We start from the raw sequence: 17,144 nt of genomic DNA, 5'->3' as shown, positions 1-17,144 counted from the left end.
TGAGGGCTGCCTAGTCGTCCGCGATCGCGGCTTCGGCTGTGTCGATGGATTCGCCGGAGCGGAGTTGGCGCAGCACGGTGAATATCGATTTCGAGCTGAAGCCGGCGGCGGTCAGGCGACGCAGGATGCGGGCGGTGCTCTTGTCGTCCGTCGGGGCCTGCAGGCGTTTGCGTTCGATGTGCTGGCGAACGAGCGCGACCTCATCCACACCTTTGTAGGCGCTCTCGAGAGCTTCGGTGATCACGGGCGAGGCGATGCCTTTGTTCTGCAAGTCCTGCTGCACGCGGCGTCGGCCCAGGCTGCGGTTCTCCTGGCGCAGGCGAGCGAAGTCGACGGCGTAACGCTCGTCGGAGAGGTACCGCAGCTCTTTCAGCTTGGCGATGACCGCGTCCACGGCCTCAGCACCGGTGGGGCCGGGCTCGGCGCGGTCGCGCAGCTTGCGGCGCAGGTCGCGCTCCGACTGCATGCGCGCGCCGAGGGACTTGGCGGCGTAGTCCAGCAGTTCGGTCTCGGTGAGCGGCTCGCGGGCGCGTTTGGGTCTGCCGAAGGGCATGGAGGCATTATCAGGGAACAGGGAACAGGGCTGGGGTCGGCTGAGGTTGGTGCTGGGAGGGGTTTGTGCGGTGCGCGACTCCGGGCGTTCCACGTCGTCTAACTGGATGTGATGATGCCTGGACGTCTGCGCCGTTTCGGTCTTCTGCTTGCCTCCGCTGCTGTGTTCGGTGCCGCTGCCGTGGCGCAGGAGGGCTTTGGCCCGCTGCAGCCCGATCCGCCGACGGGCAAGACGCCGGAGCAGATTGTGGCAGCGATGGGCGCGCGCGAGGCGGAGTTCGCCAAGGCGCGCGACAACTACGTCTTCAAGCAGGATGTGAAATTCCAGACCATCAACGACGACAACGGCCGGCCCGATGGTGAGTACCACCAGGTGAGCGACATCGGATTCTCCAGCACCGGCGCGCGCACGGAAAATGTGCTGTTCGCGCCGCAAAACACGCTGGAGCGCGTGATCCTGACCAGGGAGGATCTGGATGACGTGGTGCACAGGCTGCCGTTCATTCTGACCACGGAGCAGTTGCCCGAGTACGACGTGAGCTACCTGGGCCGGCAAAAGGTGGACGAGCTGGATACGTACGTCTTCGACGTGAAGCCGAAGACGATGGAAAAGGGCAAGCGGTATTTCCAGGGTAAGGTCTGGGTCGATCAGCAGGACCTGCAGATTGTGCTGGCCAGCGGCAAAAACGTGCCCGACGACGTGCGCAAGGGGCACGAAAACCTGTCGCCACCGTTCAGCACCTATTACGAGCAAATCGACGGCAAGTACTGGTTCCCGACCTATACGAAAGCTGAGGGCACGCTGCATTTCGCCGCATCGGGTGGGTCCATGGGGCAGGACGTGCACGTGAAGTCGATCGTGAAGTACACGGATTACAAGCGGTATCGTTCGAGCGCTCGCATTCTGACGGGTGTGGAAGAGGTGCCGGAGCAGGCACCGCCGAAGAAGTAGGCGCACGCCGGTTGCTTGCGTGTGTCAGGCGCAGCGTGGTGCGCCAGCTTCCGTCGCGTTCGCGCGTGCGGCTTGAATCGCATAGAGTCGTAATATGCGTTTCGAGTCGTATGGTTTTGTGGCCGGTGCGGCCGCGCTCTCGCTGACCTGTGTTTCGCTGCAGCCCGTGGTGCATGCCCAGGTGCTGGGCGATCTTCGTGGTCGGGTGAGCGACGCGTCCGGTGCCGCGGTAAGCGGTGCAACGGTGGTGCTGACGGATACGCGAAACGGCGTGCGCCAGACTCAGGTGACCACGGGTGCCGGGGCGTACGACTTCACCAACCTGGTTTCGAGCGTCTACAGCGTTCACGTGGCCGCGGGCGGCTTTCAGGCATATGACCGGGCGAACGTGACGGTGACGACCGGAACGACCGTCGGCCTCGATCTGCCGTTGACGGTAGGCGCGGCCGACCAGAGCGTCACGGTCACGTCGGACGCTCCGCTGCTGCAGAACAGCACGTCGGACATTCAAACGACGATTCCGGGGCGTACCGTGGTAGCGCTGCCGCTGAACTCGCGCAATTTTGTGCAGTTGGCGCAGCTGGCGCCGGGTGTGGAACTGCCGCCCGGAACGGTGCTGACGCGCATCAACGGTGGCCGTCCACGCACGAACGAGTACCTGTTCGACGGCATCAGCGCGCTGCAGCCGGAGCCGGGGCAGGTGGCGTTTTTCCCCATCATCGACGACATTGCGGAGTTCACCATTGCGGCGAATAACGTGCCGGCGGAGTACGGCCGCTTCAACGGTGGCGTGGTCAACGTGGCGACGCGGTCGGGCACGAACGAGGTGCACGGCAGCGTGTACGAGTTTCTGCGCAACGAGACGCTGAACGCTCGCAACTACTTTGCGCGGCCGACCGCAGCCGGACCGCAGCCGAAGCCCGAGTACCGCCGCAGCCTGTTCGGCGGCACGCTGGGCGCGCCGGTGGTGCACGATCACCTGTTCGTCTTTGCTGGGTATCAGGGCATTCTGCAGCGCATCGGCGTCACACGGCTGTCGACGGTGCCGACGGTAGCGCAGCGCGGCGGCAACTTCGGCGCGACGACCATCTATGACCCGAACACGACGACGACCACGGCCAGCGGCCGCGTGGTGCGCACGGCCTTCGCGCGCAACACGATCCCGCAGGGGCGGTTCGATCCGGTCGCGGTGGCGTTGCTGAATCGGATTCCGCTGCCGAACACGACCGGCACCAGCAACTACTCGCGGACCGGAAACGACGACGATCACCAGCACCAGTCCGATTTTCGCGTGGACGGCGCGAAGGGGCAGCACGACCGCGCCTTTGCCCGCTATACCTACTACAGCGAAGTGGAGAACCCGGTAACGCCGTTTGCGGAAGGATCGGGTGCGATCAGCGGGTCGGTGATCGGCACCGGCAACGTTGCGGGACTAACGCACATTCTGGGGCAGCAGGCGGTCTTCAACGAGACCCACACCTTCACGCCCTTCCTGGCGAACGAGCTGAGGCTGGGCTACACGCGGCGCGGCAACACGCAGCAAGGAGCGACGCTGGCCGGCAGCGCGTCCGCAGCACTTGGCATCCCAGGAATTCCGAACAATGCAGCTTTCAACAACGCACTGCCGCTGTTTACGCTGACCGGCTTCCAGCAGCTTGGCCCATCGGCCAGCACCAATGCGCGCTACCAGACGAGCGTGGGCGAGCTGGTGGACAACCTGATCGTGACGCGCGGCGCGCACTCGATCAAGGCGGGCATGGACGCGCGGCGGTATGAGCTGAACACGATTGCCCCGCCGAATCCGCAGGGTTCATTCGCCTTCACCGTTACCGGCACCGACACGCAGACGGCAACGGGATCGGCGGCAGCGACGGGAGGCAACAGCTTTGCCAGCTTCCTGTTGGGGCAGGTGGATACGTTCTCCATCGATCTGCAAAACCGGACGATTCGTCCGCGCGACTACATCTACGAGTTCTTTGTGCAGGATGACTGGCGCGCCACGCCGAAGCTGACGGTGAACGCCGGTGTGCGCTGGACGCTGCACTTGCCCAGCACGGAGACGCATAACCAGGGCGCGATCTTCAACACGGGGACGCAGGTGCTGGATTACCTGGGCGTGAACGGCTATCCGCGATCGGCGCGTGAACTGCACTGGGGCAACGTTGCTCCACGCTTCGGCCTGGCGTACTCGGTGGATTCGAAGACGGTGGTGCGGTCTGGCTTCGGCATCGTCTTCATCGACCAGAGCGGCATTACGACGCCGTTCACGACGTCGCAGTACCCGTTCATTCAGAACGTGCAGCAGCCGACGCTGGATAATGTGACGCCTGCGTTTGCTCTGCGCAATGGACCGAGCGTGGCGCCCGTCAGCTTTACGCCGAACGCCGGCCTGGGGCAGAGCGTGTACACAGCGGATCGGAGCGCGGGCTCAGGATATGTGGAGCAATGGAACCTGGCGGTGCAGCGCTCGGTGACGAACAACCTGAGCTTCGACATTGCGTATGTGGGATCGCACGTCGTGCATGTGGGTATCCCGGACCGCAACATCAACCAGTTGACGGCGGACCAGATTGCGCAGGGGTTGCAGCCAGGTTCGACGCTGCTGGCTTCGGTGGCCAACCCGTACTTCGGGCAGATCCCGATCTCGAGCCCGCTGGGCCGCCGCACGATCACCAACGCTCAGTTGTTGAAGCCGTTCGCGCGCTTTCAGAATGTAGCGGTGTACCGCAACAACACGGGCACGTCGAACTACAACGCGATTGAGGCAAAGGTGGAGCAGCGCATGAGCCACAACCTCTATGTGTTGTTCAGCTACACGCACTCGCGGCTGATCGATGATGCGTCGAGCGTGTTCTCGTCAACGGTGCTCAGTTCGCCGAATACAAGTTCGCTGATTGCGGCGGACACGTACCGGCCGTACCTGGAGCGCGACGTGTCGCAGGGCGACATGCCGAACGTGCTGACCGCTTCGGCGATCTATGACCTGCCGCGGTTCCGCGGTCATGGTGTGCTGACCGGCGTGCTGGGAGGATGGCAGGTGAACGGCATCTGGACGATGCAGAGCGGCATGCCGGTTACGGTGACGCAGGCGACGAATAACAACAGCTCGCTGGGTGTGTCGCTGCAGCGGCCAAACCTGGTGGGCCGGCCGAATCTCGACCCGTCGCAGCGCACGCCTGCAGCGTTCTTCAATACGGCTGCGTTTGCAGCGGCACCGCAGTTCACCTTTGGCAGTGCGTCGCGCAATCCTGTGCGTGGACCGGCGTACCGCGACCTGGATCTGGCGCTGGTGAAGAACACGCGCATCGGCGAGAAGTTCACGGCGGAGTTCCGCGCAGAGTTGTTCGATGTGACTAACACCCCTGCGTTTGCGCAGCCGAACGGATCTTTCGGAACGGCAGCCTTCGGCAGCATCACGGCAACCACGACCGATCCGCGGGTGGCGCAGTTCGCGCTGCGGCTGAGGCGTTAGAGCCTGCTGGTCGGCTTCGGCTAAAGAACTCGCATCAGAGTGCGTATGGCCGCGGATGCCGGCGCACGAGGGGAAGAGTTGAACGAGGGAAGGCGTCACCTGGGCGCATTGATTTTGGCTGCGGGTGCGTCCACGCGGCTCGGCCAACCGAAGCAGATGGTGCGTTGGAACGGAGAGACGCTGGTGGAACGCGCGGTGCGGATTGCGCGCGAGGCTGGCGCGGAGACGGTCCTGGTGGTGCTGGGGGCGCACCACGAGCAGATCTTTCCAATCCTGCAGCCCTACCAGCCAGAGTTGCGCATTCTGCTGAATCAGCGATGGGCCGAGGGTATGGGCACCAGCATTGCGCTGGGTGCTGCGGTGGCGGAGCGGCACAGCGTAGATGACCTGTTGGTGCTCACCTGTGACCAGGTGGCGGTCACGGCGCAGCACTTGCGCGACCTGGTTGCCGCGTCGCATCGTGAACATGTAGTGGCGTCGACCTATGCCGGCCGCCGCGGGGTTCCGGCGCTGTTTCCGGAGTTTAGCTTTCACGCGCTGCAGCGGCTCTCCGGCGATCGCGGGGCGCGCGATCTGCTGCAGCACGAGGACGTCGTGCACCTGCCGCTCCCGGGTGGCGAACTCGACATCGACACTCCGGAGGACCTGGAGCAACTAACGGCACCGGGTGTTTCGGAACCGGATACGCGCGCTATTCTTGGGCCATGATCACGACCACAGCGGAGGCCGGAGGCGCCTCTGAGAAGCCTGCGCCGTCGCAGCCTCAGAACGAGTACACGCGCGAACGGGCGTTGGCGCTGTTGCACGAGTGGACGCAGTCGCCAAGCCTGTTGAAGCACGCGTTTGCGGTGGAAACCTGCACCGCCGCATACGGGCAGCAAGAGGCCGAGCGGCTTGGTCTGAGCGGTACCGCGGCGGAGGCATTTGTGGAGCCGTACCGCATCGCCGCGCTGCTGCACGACTTCGATTACGAGAAACATCCGTCGCTGGACGAGCATGTGTGGGTCGGCATCAAGGTGCTGGAGCAGCAGGGGTGGCCGGAGCCGATCCGTCACGCCATCCTGGCGCATGCCGAGTACACCCACACGCCGCGCGAGTCGCACCTGGATCGGGCCCTGTTCGCATGCGACGAGCTGAGCGGCTTCCTGACCGCGTGCGCCCTGGTCAAGCCGAGCCGCAGCATTCACGATGTGGAGGTCGCGGGTGTTCGCAAGAAGATGAAGGACAAGGCGTTCGCCCGCGGCGTGCTGCGGGAAGACATTGTGAACGGCGCGGCCCTGCTCGGGATCGAAGTGGACCAGCACATTGCGAACTGCCTGCGCGCCATGCAGGCGAATGCGGCCGCGCTGGGCCTTGACGGCGTGCCGGCGTCCGACAGCGCCCACTGAGCTGCGGCGTCGAGTGCTGCCCCAGGAACGGGGCACCGTAGCCGAAAAGATCGGCGGAGTACCAAGCCTTCCATCGCGTGATACAAAGCTGCTAGTTCTTACAGTCGGCAGCGGGAGGATTGGATTCCCGCCGTCCTCCACGGCACCGTTTTCAGCATCGTAGAGAGTTGAATGAGTTCCATGCAGAAGCGTGTGGTTGTCGTGGGCGCGGGCCCCGGTGGTCTGGCCAGTGCCATGCTGCTGGCGGCCTCGGGTGTGGATGTAACCATAGTTGAGAAGCGCGATCACGCGGGTGGGCGTACCTCTACCTTTGAGCAGGACGGCTTCCGCTTCGACTACGGTCCGACCTTCTTCTTGTACCCGCGTGTTCTGAGCGAGATTTTCTCGGCTTCCGGGTATTCGCTTGACCGCGAAGTTCCCATGCTCCGCTTGGACCCGCAATACCGCCTGGTGTTCGGTACGGGTGGCGAACTGCTGGCGACCGGCGACCACGAGCGCATGGAAGCTGCCATCGCCAAGCTGTGTCCGCGGGACGCGAAGAACTTCCAGAACTTCATGACGGACAACCGCAACAAGCTGCAGCGCTTCCTGCCGTTCCTGGAGTCGCCGTTTGAGAGCTGGCGTGACCTGGCGCGGCCGGAGATGCTGAAGCTTCTGCCCATCCTGGCGCCGTGGAAGTCGCTGGATCAGGAGCTGCGGCAGTACTTCAGCGACGAACGCATTCGGCTCGGCTTCTCATTCCAATCGAAGTATCTGGGCATGTCCCCTTTCCGGTGTCCGGGACTGTTCTCGATCCTCAGCTTCTTGGAGTACGAGTACGGCGTGTTTCATCCGGTCGGCGGTTGCGGCGCGGTGACGCGTGCCATGGCTCGCATCTGCGAGGACATGGGCGTCACGATCCTGTTGAATGAGGACGTCGAGGCGATCTGCTTTGAGGGTCGCAAGGCAACCGGCGTCCGTACTAACCAGCGCACTATCCAGGCTGATTCCGTGGTGATGAACGCGGAGTTCGCAGAAGCGGCGAAGCGCATGATTCCGCGTCACCTGCGTTCCCGCTGGACCGACGACGGCATCGGCAAGAAGGACCATAGCTGCTCCACCTTCATGCTGTACCTGGGCGTGGATGGCCGGTACGACGAGGTTTCGCACCACACGATCTACTTGGCGAAGGACTACCGCGGCAACCTGCACGACATCGAGAAGGGCCACACGCTCTCGCAGGACCCCTCGATCTACGTGCAGAACGCTTCGGTGAGCGACGACTCGCTGGCCCCCAAGGGCATGAGTTCGCTCTACGTGCTGGCGCCGGTCACGCATAGCTGCGACGGCGTCGACTGGAAGCGCGACCTCGCGCCATTCCGCGAGCGCGTGCTGGACCAGATGGCGAACATTGGCATGGGGGATGTGCGCAGCCGTATCCGGACCGAGCGGGTGTTGACGCCGGCGAACTGGGCAGCGGAGTTCGCCCTGCACAAGGGATCTACCTTCAGCATGGCGCACTCGCTGCGCCAGATGCTGCACCTGCGCCCACACAACCGGTTTGAAGAAACCGACGGCGTGTACCTGGCCGGTGGCGGAACGCATCCGGGGTCGGGTCTGCCGGTCATTTTCGAGTCTGCGCGCATCTCGTCCAAGCTGTTGCTGGAAGACCTCGGCATCAAACCGGCATGGAACTTCACGCAGTCTGCGTTCGACCAGAGCCATCTGCGCGACCGCGACCTCGCCGTGCAGTAGATTCTTTTACAAACACGTCCAAGTCAGCAGTTTCAGGTTCAGGAGTCACAAACGCATGCGCGTCGCAGTTATCGGTTCCGGCCTGGCCGGACTTTCCGCCGCAGCCACACTCGCTGCCCGCGGTTACCAGGTGGAAGTGTTCGAAAAGAACCCGTGGCTCGGGGGCAAGGCCGCTTTGCTGGAGGAGCAGGGCTTCCGCTTCGACATGGGGCCGACGATCCTGATTCAGCCGTCCACGCTGCGCAAGATCTTCGCGGAGGCGAACCGCAACCTGGACGATTACCTGACGATGGTCAAGCTGGACCCGTCCTGGCGTTGCTTCTTTGAGGATGGATCGGTCATCGACCTGAAGGACTCCACCGACCAGATGGTGGCGGAACTGAACCGCGTGAAGCCGGGCATGGGTGAGAAGTACCGCGAGTTCCTTGGGATCAGCGAGCAGCTCCATCACATCAGCGACAAGTTCTTCTTCTGGAAGCCGATCGGCTCCATGATGGACACGCTGGAGATGCGCGGCATGTTCGATCCGGCCGTGCTGAAGGACGTGATGAAGATGCGCCTGGGCAAGACGGTTGCCGGCGTGATCCGCGAATACATTCACGACGACAATACGGCGCAGATGCTCGACCACTTCGTGCAGTACGTCGGCTCCTCGCCCGATGCTTCGCCGGCGATCCTGTGCGCTATCGGCCATATGCAGACCGAGCAGGGCATCTGGTACCCCATGGGCGGAACGCGCGCGGTGCCGGAGGCGCTCGTCAAGCTGGGCACGGAGCTCGGCGTCCAATACCACGTGAACGCCGATGTGGCGCGCATCAATACGCACCTGGCGGGCGGTCTGCCGGTGGCGGACGGCATTACGTTGAGCAACGGAGAGCGGTATGCGTTTGACGCCATCGTCTCCAACGAAGACAGTGTGCGCACCTATCGTGAGCTGCTGAGCGGAGCGCCGGGGACCGAGGATGTGGTCGCGCGCTTCAATCGCAAGAGCAACTATGAGCCGGCGTGCAGCGGTGTGGTGCTGTACCTGGGGCTGAACAAGCGCTACGACCACCTGGCGCACCATGACTTCGTCTTCTCGCGCGACCCGCATGAGGAGTTTCACGCAATCTACAACCTCGGCCTGCCCGCGCCCGACCCGACGTGCTATCTGGCGTCGACCAGCCGCACCGAGCCGGCGACCGCGCCCGAGGGCGGCGATGCGCTGTATGTGCTGGTGCACACGCCGTATCTGCGGCCGAACCATGACTGGCGCGAGATGTTCCCCGGCTATCGCCAGGTGATCCTGGACAAGCTGAAGACTACGGGCAAGATGCCGGATATCGAAGACCGCATCGTCTTTGAGGCGGCGCTCACGCCGCAGGACATTCACGACCGGTATCGCGTGCTGAACGGGGCGATCTACGGACTGAGCTCGCACGGCCGATTCAGCGGCGCGTTCAAGCCGTCGAATGTGGTGAACGGCGTGGACGGCCTGTTCCTGGCTGGCGGCGCGGCGCACCCGGGGCCGGGCATGCCGATGGTCATGCAATCCGGCTGGATTGCCGCCGATGCGCTCGACCGGCAGTACACCGGAAAGCCGGATGCGTACGGTCAGCCCACGACCGATATGCATTTCGTGGGGACCGAGGAGATGAGCACGCAGTCCGAGCACATGCAGGCGTAACCAGGTCTGGAACAATGCCGCGGCGCCCGTTAAGAGCTGTGGGTGCCGCGGCAGATACCTGTCACCCTTCGGAAAGCCGCTACTGTAAAAGACGGCGCGGGAACCACCCGCGCGTTGAGATGGTACTTGCTTTCTTCGCGATCTGCCTTGTTGCTGTGCCCACTGCTGTGGGCCTCTGTGAGTTCTGCCGCGCACCTTCGTTCTGCGCAACCTGCCGGCGAGGCGGCGACCCGTGCGGCAGAGCCGCCGCTGGGCAGCGCGCAGGCGGTGGCGGAGCAGATCTTTCGCCGCACCAACTCCACCGGCATGGTTGTGGTGGTTGTACGGGACGGCGATGTTTGGATGGCCTCGTTCGGCAAGGTCGCCTACAACAGCAAGGACCAACCAACGCCGGATACCCTGGTGCGGCTCTGTTCGATCACGAAGATCCTAACCACCGATGTACTGGCCAAACTGGTCGCAGCGCATACGGTCGCGTTCACCGATCCCCTGGAGAAGTTCGCTCCCGAGGGTGTGACCGTGCCCAGCATGACCGTCCACGGACCGGTGGACCGGGCGTTGACACTGGGTGACCTGGCGACGCACACGGGCGGCCTGCCGCGTGAGATCGCGTACCCGCCGGTTGGCGCGGCGCACTTCACGTTCCCGGACTTTCAGTACCGTTGGCAGTGGCTGCCGGGCTTCCGGTATCGCACGTCACCCGGGACGGCTGCGCACTATTCCAACATCGGCTTTGATCTGCTGGCCGACGCGCTGAGCCAGGCGACGGACAAGAGCTATGCGGAACTGTTTCGCGAAAAGACGGTGCAGCCTCTGGCCCTGCGCGACACCACGCTTTCGCCGACCTCAGAGCAGTGCACGCGGCTGATGAGCAGCGAGCGCGAACCGAGCCAGTGCACCGATACGGAAGCCGCCGCCGGATCGGGTGGCATGTACTCCACGCCGCGCGACATGGCGCGGCTGATGCGGTACTTCCTGGGCCTGCCGGGCGTACCGGTGCACCAGAACGGCATGTCGACCGCGATGTATGTGGACCCGGCCGATCTGCGCAGCGTGCAGGGACTGGGGCATGCTGGCGTGCCGACCGGCATCGGCCTGGGATGGGTCGAGATCAATCGTGAGTACGGCGATTCGCGCATTGTGCAGAAGACAGGTGGCGGCGCGGGCTTCCAGACGTATGTGGCGTTGAACCCCGCGCATCATGCCGGCATCTTCATCGCTCGGATGCAGAGCCGCCGTAGTGCGGGCGGCAACATGTTCCGCGAGGCGAATGATCTGCTGCTCATGCTGTGTGGTCTGCCGCCGGTGCCGGTCGACCCGAATGACCCCGAGCGTGAGCGCACCGCCGAAGATCTGGAAGAGGCTCGGGATGCAGCTCCGGCACCGGCAAGGGTTGCCCGGGTTCATGGAGGCCGCGCTCCGCGTGCGACGGCGCTGACGCATGAGCCCGTGCGCAGACTGCCGCGTGCGCAGGCGGCTGCGCGACGCTCTCCGGCCAAAGCCGGTGGCGCAGCGCATGTCTTGCGTAAGCCGCGCCTGGGTCGCCGTCGTTAGCTCAAGCTGTGAATGGAATGTAACTACGCGCTTGCGATGCTTTCGTTGTATGGAGCACGGCTTACGCGGCGGGTGGTTACGTCGCGCAGCTTTGCTGTGAAAAGTTTCTACCGCATACACATGCCACCCAGCGCGCAAGATCTTGGCGTGCAGTGACGCGGTACCACGTGCAACAACCCATGTGTGTTCGCCACTCCCATGTCGTGGAACGTGATCGCGCCGCTGAGAGCGCCCAGGATCACGCAAGGAGAAGATTGATGAAGATCAAGATGATTTGCGCTACCGCCGTTTGTTGCGCTGCTGTGAGCGCAGCGGGTGCCTTTGCACAGACCCCGGCCAGCTCCGCCGATGCGGACAAGACGTTTATCCAGACGGCGTCGCAGAGCGACTACACCGAGATCAAGTTCAGCCAGCTTGCCGCGGACAAGGGCAGCAACCCGCGCGTGAAGGCGTACGCGCAGAAGATGATCGCCGATCACACCCAGCTGGAAACCGAGATGAAGCCCTTTGCCGACCAGATGGGCGTGACGCCGGTGACGCAGCTGGATAGCGATCACCAGCAGAAGTACGACGCACTGAGCCAGATGAGCGGCGCCGACTTCGATAAGACCTACATGACCGCGATGGACATGGATCACCACAAGGCGCTGGATCTGTTCAAGCAGGAAGAGAGCACCACGACCGATCCGAAGTTCAAGAAGGTCGTCGCCAAGGGCGAGAAGGTAGTTGCGCAGCACACCATGATGGCGGACAAGGCCGTGAAGATGATGAACGGCGGATCGTCTGCAGCCGGCATGTAATTCAGAGTTGTCCTGGGAAGGAAGGAAACGCGCCCGCAACGGGCGCGTTTCTCTTGCTCGCAAAAACACTGCGGTGCTTAGTGTGGATGGACGTGCCGCACCCGCGGCGATTCGCCTGCTGCGAGTGCTCTTTAGCTGGTCAGGACCTGCTTAGCGATGTCGAAGCCGAGGCGGTCGGTGTCGGTCAGATTGGTGTTGCCGAGCAGGATAACGGTGAGAGGCTCATCCAGCAGTTGCAACAGCAGCGTGTTCGCTCCCATGATCCGTCCTGGGCGTTGCGCGAAGTGATATTTTCTCCCGTTCGCCTCCAGTGTCCCGATCCAGAGGCCGAAGCCATAGTCCTCCAGGCCCGGCGTCAGCAATTCTGCCAGTGCAGGCCCCGGGATGAGATTGCCGTGGAACAGTGCCTGCGCAAACTTGAGAACGTCCGCGGTGGTAGATGTCATGCCCCCGGCGGCGTACCAATTTTCGGCATAAACGGGAAGATCGTTGCCGAGCGGTTGGCCGGTATCGCGGTAGTAGGTCGATGCCAACGCGGGCTGAATATGACGGGAGGGAAACAAGCCTGTGGCTGTCAGCCCAAGCGGCTGGCAGATGCGCCGCTGCAGGATCTGATCGAAACTGCTCAACTCCACGGCCTCGATGATTTTGCCCAGGATGATGAAATCGGCGTTGTTGTAGTCGAAGACGGAACCTGGCTGGTGGGCAAGCGCTCCGCTTGCGAACAGGTTAAGCAGATCGTCCGTGCTGTGCGGCATTTGATACGCCGGCATCCCGGACCGCTGGGCTCCCGCAAAACTGGTGAGTCCTTTGTCGAAGTTCTCGATTCCTGATGTGTGGTGAAGGAGCTGCCTCAAGGTTGAGCGGTCCCGTGCGGGTCCCGGGTACTGCGGCAGATAAGTGCCGATGGTCCTGTCCAGATCGAGCTTGCCCTCTCCTGCCAACTGGACGATCAGTGTGGCAGTAAAGAGCTTGGTGATGGAAGCGATCCGGTAGCGAGTGTCGGGCCGACACGGTGTTTGAAAGTTACGTTCGGCCGGCCCAAAGCCCTGATGCAGCAGAATGGCGCTGCCGCGTGCGACCAGCGCAGTTCCACAGAAGCCGCTGGCGGTGATGAGCGGCTGGAGCGGCGATAACGAACGGGCGAAGGCTCCCCTGGGTAGCAGGGCGGTCGCTGCTGCTCCGGCTGTAGCCACAAAGTTGCGACGGTTCATCGGGATTGCTCCGGCGGGCGATCTGTTACAGGCCCATACGGATACGGAGGACCGACAGTTCCGATCGATCTGAACGACAACGGAGTCACCGCTGATGCGTAACGAGAGACGAGGCCGGAAGGCGGACCGTCGCTCTTTTTCATAGGAGAAGGTGTGTCTGGCGCCTCTGCAAGCGTTAGAGTGGCTGTGCCGTTTGTTTGGTTTAAAGGAGGGCCGCATGGCCGCGAAGAAGGATTGGATCTGGTATGAGCTGATGACCAGCGACCCCAAGGGCGCCGCGAAGTTCTACAGCGATGTTGTGGGCTGGAAGGTGGAACCCTTCCCGGGCTCGGCGAACGGTACGGAGTATTTGGTGGGCAGTGTCGGCGATCGCGGAGTGGTGGGCATCATGAGCATGCCTCCCACGGTGCCGCCGGGCATGCCTCCCAACTGGACCGGGTACATCCACACGCAGAACTGTGACGAGACCGCAAAGGCGGTAACCGAAGCGGGAGGCAGCGTGAAGTTCGGCCCGCTGGACCTTCCGGACGTGGGTCGCATCGCGGCCGTGGCAGACCCGGAGGGTGGCGTGTTCAACCTGTTGCAGCCGGGCCGCACCGACGCTCCGCCCAGGCCCGAATCGTGGGTCGCCGGCAGTGTGAGCTGGTGTGAGCTGCACAGCAACGACGAGAAGAATCTTGACTTCTACGTGAAGCAGTTTGGCTGGGATAAAGTCAACGCGATGGACATGGGTGAGCACGGGGTCTACCAGACGTTCACCAGCAACGACAGCCGCGAGACAGGTGGCAGCCTGCGCAAGGGACCGCACGAAAAGGGTATGCCGACCTACTGGCTGTACTACATCAGTGTCGACGGGATCGATGCAGCGGTCGGGCGGATCAACGGGGGTGGTGGGAGCGTCCTGATGGGTCCGCACGAGGTTCCGGGAGGCACGTGGGTCGCCATCGGAAAAGACCCTCAAGGCGCGCTGTTCGCACTGCACTCGCAAACTCGCTGAGGGAAGGGCCAGTTCACACGTCTTCGCCAGCGTCCCTCGTATACTTTGCCAATGCACGACACAAGCGCTGCGCCCCAGGTGGGCGTGGTCATGGGATCGAAGAGCGACTGGAAGACCCTGAGCGCCGCCGCTCGCATTCTTCACGAGTTCGGTGTTCCGTTCGAAGCTCGCGTGGTCAGCGCGCATCGCACGCCAGACCTGCTATTTGAGTATGCGGAAGCCGCGCACGGCCGCGGTCTGCGGGCCATCATCGCGGGCGCGGGCGGCGCTGCGCACCTGCCGGGCATGCTGGCCGCGAAGACAGTTGTGCCAGTGCTCGGCGTACCGGTGAACGCCACCACGCTGCAGGGCATGGACGCGCTGCTGAGCATTGTGCAGATGCCCAAGGGCGTTCCGGTGGCGACGTTCGCGATCGGCGAGGCGGGCGCGGTGAACGCCGGGCTGTTCGCGGTGGCCATGCTGGCGTCCAACGACGAGGCGCTCGCGACGAGGCTTGTCGAGTGGCGCAAGAGCCGTGAGCAATCTGTCCTGGCGGAAACGCTCAGCCTGGATGAAACTCCTGACCACGAACAGAAAGCACCTGTAGCCACCGCATGAGCGATTCGCAGAAGCGCACGTTTGATCCGGACGACCTCCAAAGCAAGATCAGCGGGCCCGCTCTGCCGGGTTCGACGCTGGGTATTTTCGGCGGTGGCCAGCTTGGCCGCATGATGGGCATTGCAGCCCGCAGCATGGGATACAAAGTTCACGTGCTGGACCCCGACCCGGCCTGCCCGGCGGGCTACATCGCCGACACGGTGATCGAAGCTGGGTGGAATGATCGCTGGGCCGCGGCGAACCTGGCGCGTGAGTGTTCGGCTGTGACGCTGGAGATTGAGCAGGTTTCCATTTCAAGCCTGGAAGAGGCCGCGCGCTGGGCGCCGGTGCGACCGGGCGGAGCCATGCTGGCGATCATTCAGGATCGCGTGGAGCAGAAGCAGTGGCTGGCTCGGCACGGATTTCCGGTAGGGCCGTTTCGCGCGGCGCACTCGCAGGAGGAACTCGCCACGGCGGTGCGCGATCTGGACGGGCCCGTGTTCGCGAAGTCCGCGCACGGCGGCTACGACGGCCGTGGGCAGGCAAAGCTCGGGTTCGGCGGAGCGGCTGTCGATGCCGCTGCCATTGCCGAGGCGTGGCAGGACGTGGGCGCCGCGCCCTGCATCGTGGAACGCGCGCTGGACCTGCAGAAGGAAATCAGCGTGATGGTAGCGCGTTCGCCACGCGGTGAAGTGAGGGTGTACCCACCGGCGGAAAACTTCCACGAGAACCAGATTCTGAGCTGGAGCGTGATCCCCGCGTCCGTCTCGCCGGAGTTGAGCGCGCAGGCAGAGGAGATTGCGCGCGGCATTGCGGACGCCTTTGCATTGCAGGGTTTGTTGGCGGTGGAGATGTTCGTGACGCGCGACGGGCAACTGCTTGTGAATGAGTTGGCGCCGCGGCCGCACAACAGCTATCACGGCTCCGAGCGCGCCTGCGTGACCAGCCAGTTTGAGCAGGCAGTGCGTGCCGCGTGCGACCTGCCGCTGGGCGACGTGTCGCTGGTGCAGCCCACGGCCATTGCGAATCTGCTGGGCGACGTGTGGCTCGATGCGGACGGCTCCGAGCGCGAGCCGCGCTTCGATGCCGCGCTGGAGGTGCCTACGGTGCGCGTGACCCTGTACGAAAAGTTGAAGCCACGCAAGGGCCGCAAGATGGGGCACCTGAGCGCGGTCGGTGCCACCGCCGAGGAAGCACGCGAGCGGGTGCTGCGGGCCAAGGCAGCCCTGTAGCGAGAGGAGTCTGAAACAGCAGAAGGGGCACACGACGCGTGTGCCCCTTGTGTTTTCCGAGCGGCGATTCGCTACTGTTTCGTATCGAGCGGGTGCTGCGCCTTTTCGTAGAACTCGTTCTGCAGGCGGAGGCTGTCTGAGTCAGCCTTGATCGCGCGCAGGCCTTCTGCGATCGTGCGCGACCAGTTCTTCTGGTCAAATGCGCCCAGTTCCTTCGTCGCGGCCGATCCGTCACCCGCATAGTGCTCCGGGAACCTGGCGTACCACCAGATGCCGGTGTACACGGACGATGGCAGGTGCAGGTGGTGCTGATCCGCGCCAGACTGGCTGGTGGCGCGGTCCAGGTGCACCAGGTCGGGCCGTGCAATCAGCATCTCCGAGGTTTCGGTCTCGCCGGCGTGCATGTCGATGGTCGTCTTCTGCGCCGGCCGCCCCGGTGCATTGCGTTGCGGCAGGTCGATCACGTACACCACGTAATCGCGTGCCGTGGCCAATTGGCTCTGCGCGAACAGGGGAAGCAGGCTCTGGTTGCCGCCGTGGCCGTTCGCGATCGCAACCTTTTTGCAGCCGTTGCGCGCCATCTCCTTCACGGTCTCCTGCAGCAGGGTCAGTTGGGTGGAGAGGCTGTAGGCCACGGTTCCGGGCTGCTGTTGCGCCTCGAAGATCTGGCCGAAGTAGTACGGCGGAAACACGACCGCATACTCCTGCGCGGTGGCGTTCTTTACGGCAAACCTGACGTCGAGCAGGTCGGTGCCCAAGGGGAGTTGCGGACCGTGCTTCTCGATGATGCCGAAGGGCAAAACGCACACGCCCTGTGCCTGGTGAATGGCCTTGACGAAGTCGGGCGCGGTCAGCTCTTCCCACTGCGATGACAGGGCCTGGGCGGTAGCGGCGCTCCTGCTCAAGCTGAGCAGGGCAAGGCAGAGAGCGGCAAGGCGGAAGCGTGAAGGCATGGTCGGATCCTCGGTCGGCGAACGCCCATGATTGTAGAGGACGGCCCGTGTTGG

The 17,144-nt window shown here is 63.7% G+C and carries 14 protein-coding genes; 11 read left to right on the top strand and 3 right to left on the bottom strand.

The features are described from left to right. Nucleotides 1-10 precede the first annotated feature (10 nt). On the bottom strand, nucleotides 11-553 hold the full coding sequence (locus OHL12_RS12265; protein WP_263414104.1) for a regulatory protein RecX: 543 nt from the start codon (nucleotides 551-553) through the stop codon (nucleotides 11-13). Between the two features lie 111 nt (nucleotides 554-664). Here OHL12_RS12265 and OHL12_RS12260 point away from each other — a divergent pair, with 111 nt between their 5' ends. From OHL12_RS12260 to OHL12_RS12225, 8 genes are all read left to right on the top strand, one after another. Further along, complete coding sequence (locus OHL12_RS12260; RefSeq protein ID WP_263414103.1) at nucleotides 665-1,504, top strand: outer membrane lipoprotein-sorting protein; 840 nt, start codon at nucleotides 665-667, stop codon at nucleotides 1,502-1,504. 94 nt (nucleotides 1,505-1,598) lie between these two features. After that, entirely contained in the window at nucleotides 1,599-4,976 is a 3,378-nt protein-coding gene (locus tag OHL12_RS12255; protein ID WP_263414102.1) for a TonB-dependent receptor, read from the top strand. Nucleotides 4,977-5,021: 45 nt separating this feature from the next. Continuing rightward, nucleotides 5,022-5,684: a nucleotidyltransferase family protein gene (locus tag OHL12_RS12250; protein WP_263414101.1), complete on the top strand. Its 663-nt coding sequence runs from the start codon at nucleotides 5,022-5,024 to the stop codon at nucleotides 5,682-5,684. Further along, nucleotides 5,681-6,364 carry an HD domain-containing protein gene (locus OHL12_RS12245; protein WP_263414100.1) on the top strand — a complete coding sequence of 228 codons (684 nt, stop codon included), beginning with the start codon at nucleotides 5,681-5,683 and terminating at the stop codon, nucleotides 6,362-6,364. The genes OHL12_RS12250 and OHL12_RS12245 overlap by 4 nt, the downstream gene beginning before the upstream one ends. 171 nt (nucleotides 6,365-6,535) lie before the next feature. After that, nucleotides 6,536-8,098 (top strand): phytoene desaturase family protein, encoded by a 1,563-nt coding sequence (gene crtI / locus OHL12_RS12240; protein ID WP_263414099.1) that lies wholly within the window; start codon nucleotides 6,536-6,538, stop codon nucleotides 8,096-8,098. 55 nt (nucleotides 8,099-8,153) lie between these two features. Further along, the gene (locus OHL12_RS12235) at nucleotides 8,154-9,764 is read left to right on the top strand and encodes a phytoene desaturase family protein (RefSeq protein ID WP_263414098.1); all 1,611 of its coding nucleotides are present in this window, start codon (nucleotides 8,154-8,156) and stop codon (nucleotides 9,762-9,764) included. Nucleotides 9,765-9,941: 177 nt separating this feature from the next. Further along, nucleotides 9,942-11,318 (top strand): D-alanyl-D-alanine-carboxypeptidase/endopeptidase AmpH, encoded by a 1,377-nt coding sequence (ampH, locus tag OHL12_RS12230; RefSeq protein ID WP_263414097.1) that lies wholly within the window; start codon nucleotides 9,942-9,944, stop codon nucleotides 11,316-11,318. Between the two features lie 257 nt (nucleotides 11,319-11,575). Further along, entirely contained in the window at nucleotides 11,576-12,118 is a 543-nt protein-coding gene (locus tag OHL12_RS12225; RefSeq protein ID WP_263414096.1) for a DUF4142 domain-containing protein, read from the top strand. Nucleotides 12,119-12,249: 131 nt separating this feature from the next. Here the strand turns inward: OHL12_RS12225 and OHL12_RS12220 are convergent, their stop codons facing one another. After that, nucleotides 12,250-13,332: a serine hydrolase domain-containing protein gene (locus tag OHL12_RS12220; RefSeq protein ID WP_263414095.1), complete on the bottom strand. Its 1,083-nt coding sequence runs from the start codon at nucleotides 13,330-13,332 to the stop codon at nucleotides 12,250-12,252. Between the two features lie 217 nt (nucleotides 13,333-13,549). On the opposite strand from OHL12_RS12220, the gene OHL12_RS12215 reads away from it, so the two are divergent. From OHL12_RS12215 to purK, 3 genes are read left to right on the top strand one after another with little or no spacing between them, the layout of a single operon-like run. Then, entirely contained in the window at nucleotides 13,550-14,329 is a 780-nt protein-coding gene (locus OHL12_RS12215) for a VOC family protein (protein WP_263414094.1), read from the top strand. Nucleotides 14,330-14,380: 51 nt separating this feature from the next. Beyond that, the gene (gene purE / locus OHL12_RS12210) at nucleotides 14,381-14,926 is read left to right on the top strand and encodes a 5-(carboxyamino)imidazole ribonucleotide mutase (RefSeq protein WP_263414093.1); all 546 of its coding nucleotides are present in this window, start codon (nucleotides 14,381-14,383) and stop codon (nucleotides 14,924-14,926) included. Continuing rightward, complete coding sequence (purK, locus tag OHL12_RS12205) at nucleotides 14,923-16,137, top strand: 5-(carboxyamino)imidazole ribonucleotide synthase (RefSeq protein WP_263414092.1); 1,215 nt, start codon at nucleotides 14,923-14,925, stop codon at nucleotides 16,135-16,137. Before purE ends, purK begins: the two co-directional genes overlap by 4 nt. Nucleotides 16,138-16,208: 71 nt before the next feature. On the opposite strand, the gene OHL12_RS12200 is transcribed toward purK, so the two are convergent. After that, the gene (locus OHL12_RS12200) at nucleotides 16,209-17,090 is read right to left on the bottom strand and encodes a creatininase family protein (protein WP_263414091.1); all 882 of its coding nucleotides are present in this window, start codon (nucleotides 17,088-17,090) and stop codon (nucleotides 16,209-16,211) included. Nucleotides 17,091-17,144 lie beyond the last annotated feature (54 nt).

The organism is Terriglobus aquaticus, from assembly GCF_025685415.1.
GTDB lineage: Bacteria > Acidobacteriota > Terriglobia > Terriglobales > Acidobacteriaceae > Terriglobus > Terriglobus aquaticus.
Note: the sequence above shows the minus strand (reverse complement) of the source record. Positions and strands in the feature narration are given on the sequence as shown.

Excerpts from the sequence above, each read along its gene's own strand:
- OHL12_RS12200 (WP_263414091.1), bottom strand. The coding sequence starts at position 17,090 with ATGCCTTCACGCTTCCGCCTTGCCGCTCTCTGCCTTGCCCTGCTCAGC.
- crtI (WP_263414099.1), top strand. The coding sequence starts at position 6,536 with ATGAGTTCCATGCAGAAGCGTGTGGTTGTCGTGGGCGCGGGCCCCGGT.
- OHL12_RS12260 (WP_263414103.1), top strand. The coding sequence starts at position 665 with ATGATGCCTGGACGTCTGCGCCGTTTCGGTCTTCTGCTTGCCTCCGCT.
- purK (WP_263414092.1), top strand. The coding sequence starts at position 14,923 with ATGAGCGATTCGCAGAAGCGCACGTTTGATCCGGACGACCTCCAAAGC.
- OHL12_RS12265 (WP_263414104.1), bottom strand. The coding sequence starts at position 553 with ATGCCCTTCGGCAGACCCAAACGCGCCCGCGAGCCGCTCACCGAGACC.
- OHL12_RS12225 (WP_263414096.1), top strand. The coding sequence starts at position 11,576 with ATGAAGATCAAGATGATTTGCGCTACCGCCGTTTGTTGCGCTGCTGTG.
- OHL12_RS12220 (WP_263414095.1), bottom strand. The coding sequence starts at position 13,332 with ATGAACCGTCGCAACTTTGTGGCTACAGCCGGAGCAGCAGCGACCGCC.
- OHL12_RS12245 (WP_263414100.1), top strand. The coding sequence starts at position 5,681 with ATGATCACGACCACAGCGGAGGCCGGAGGCGCCTCTGAGAAGCCTGCG.
- OHL12_RS12235 (WP_263414098.1), top strand. The coding sequence starts at position 8,154 with ATGCGCGTCGCAGTTATCGGTTCCGGCCTGGCCGGACTTTCCGCCGCA.
- OHL12_RS12215 (WP_263414094.1), top strand. The coding sequence starts at position 13,550 with ATGGCCGCGAAGAAGGATTGGATCTGGTATGAGCTGATGACCAGCGAC.
- OHL12_RS12255 (WP_263414102.1), top strand. The coding sequence starts at position 1,599 with ATGCGTTTCGAGTCGTATGGTTTTGTGGCCGGTGCGGCCGCGCTCTCG.
- purE (WP_263414093.1), top strand. The coding sequence starts at position 14,381 with ATGCACGACACAAGCGCTGCGCCCCAGGTGGGCGTGGTCATGGGATCG.
- OHL12_RS12250 (WP_263414101.1), top strand. The coding sequence starts at position 5,022 with ATGGCCGCGGATGCCGGCGCACGAGGGGAAGAGTTGAACGAGGGAAGG.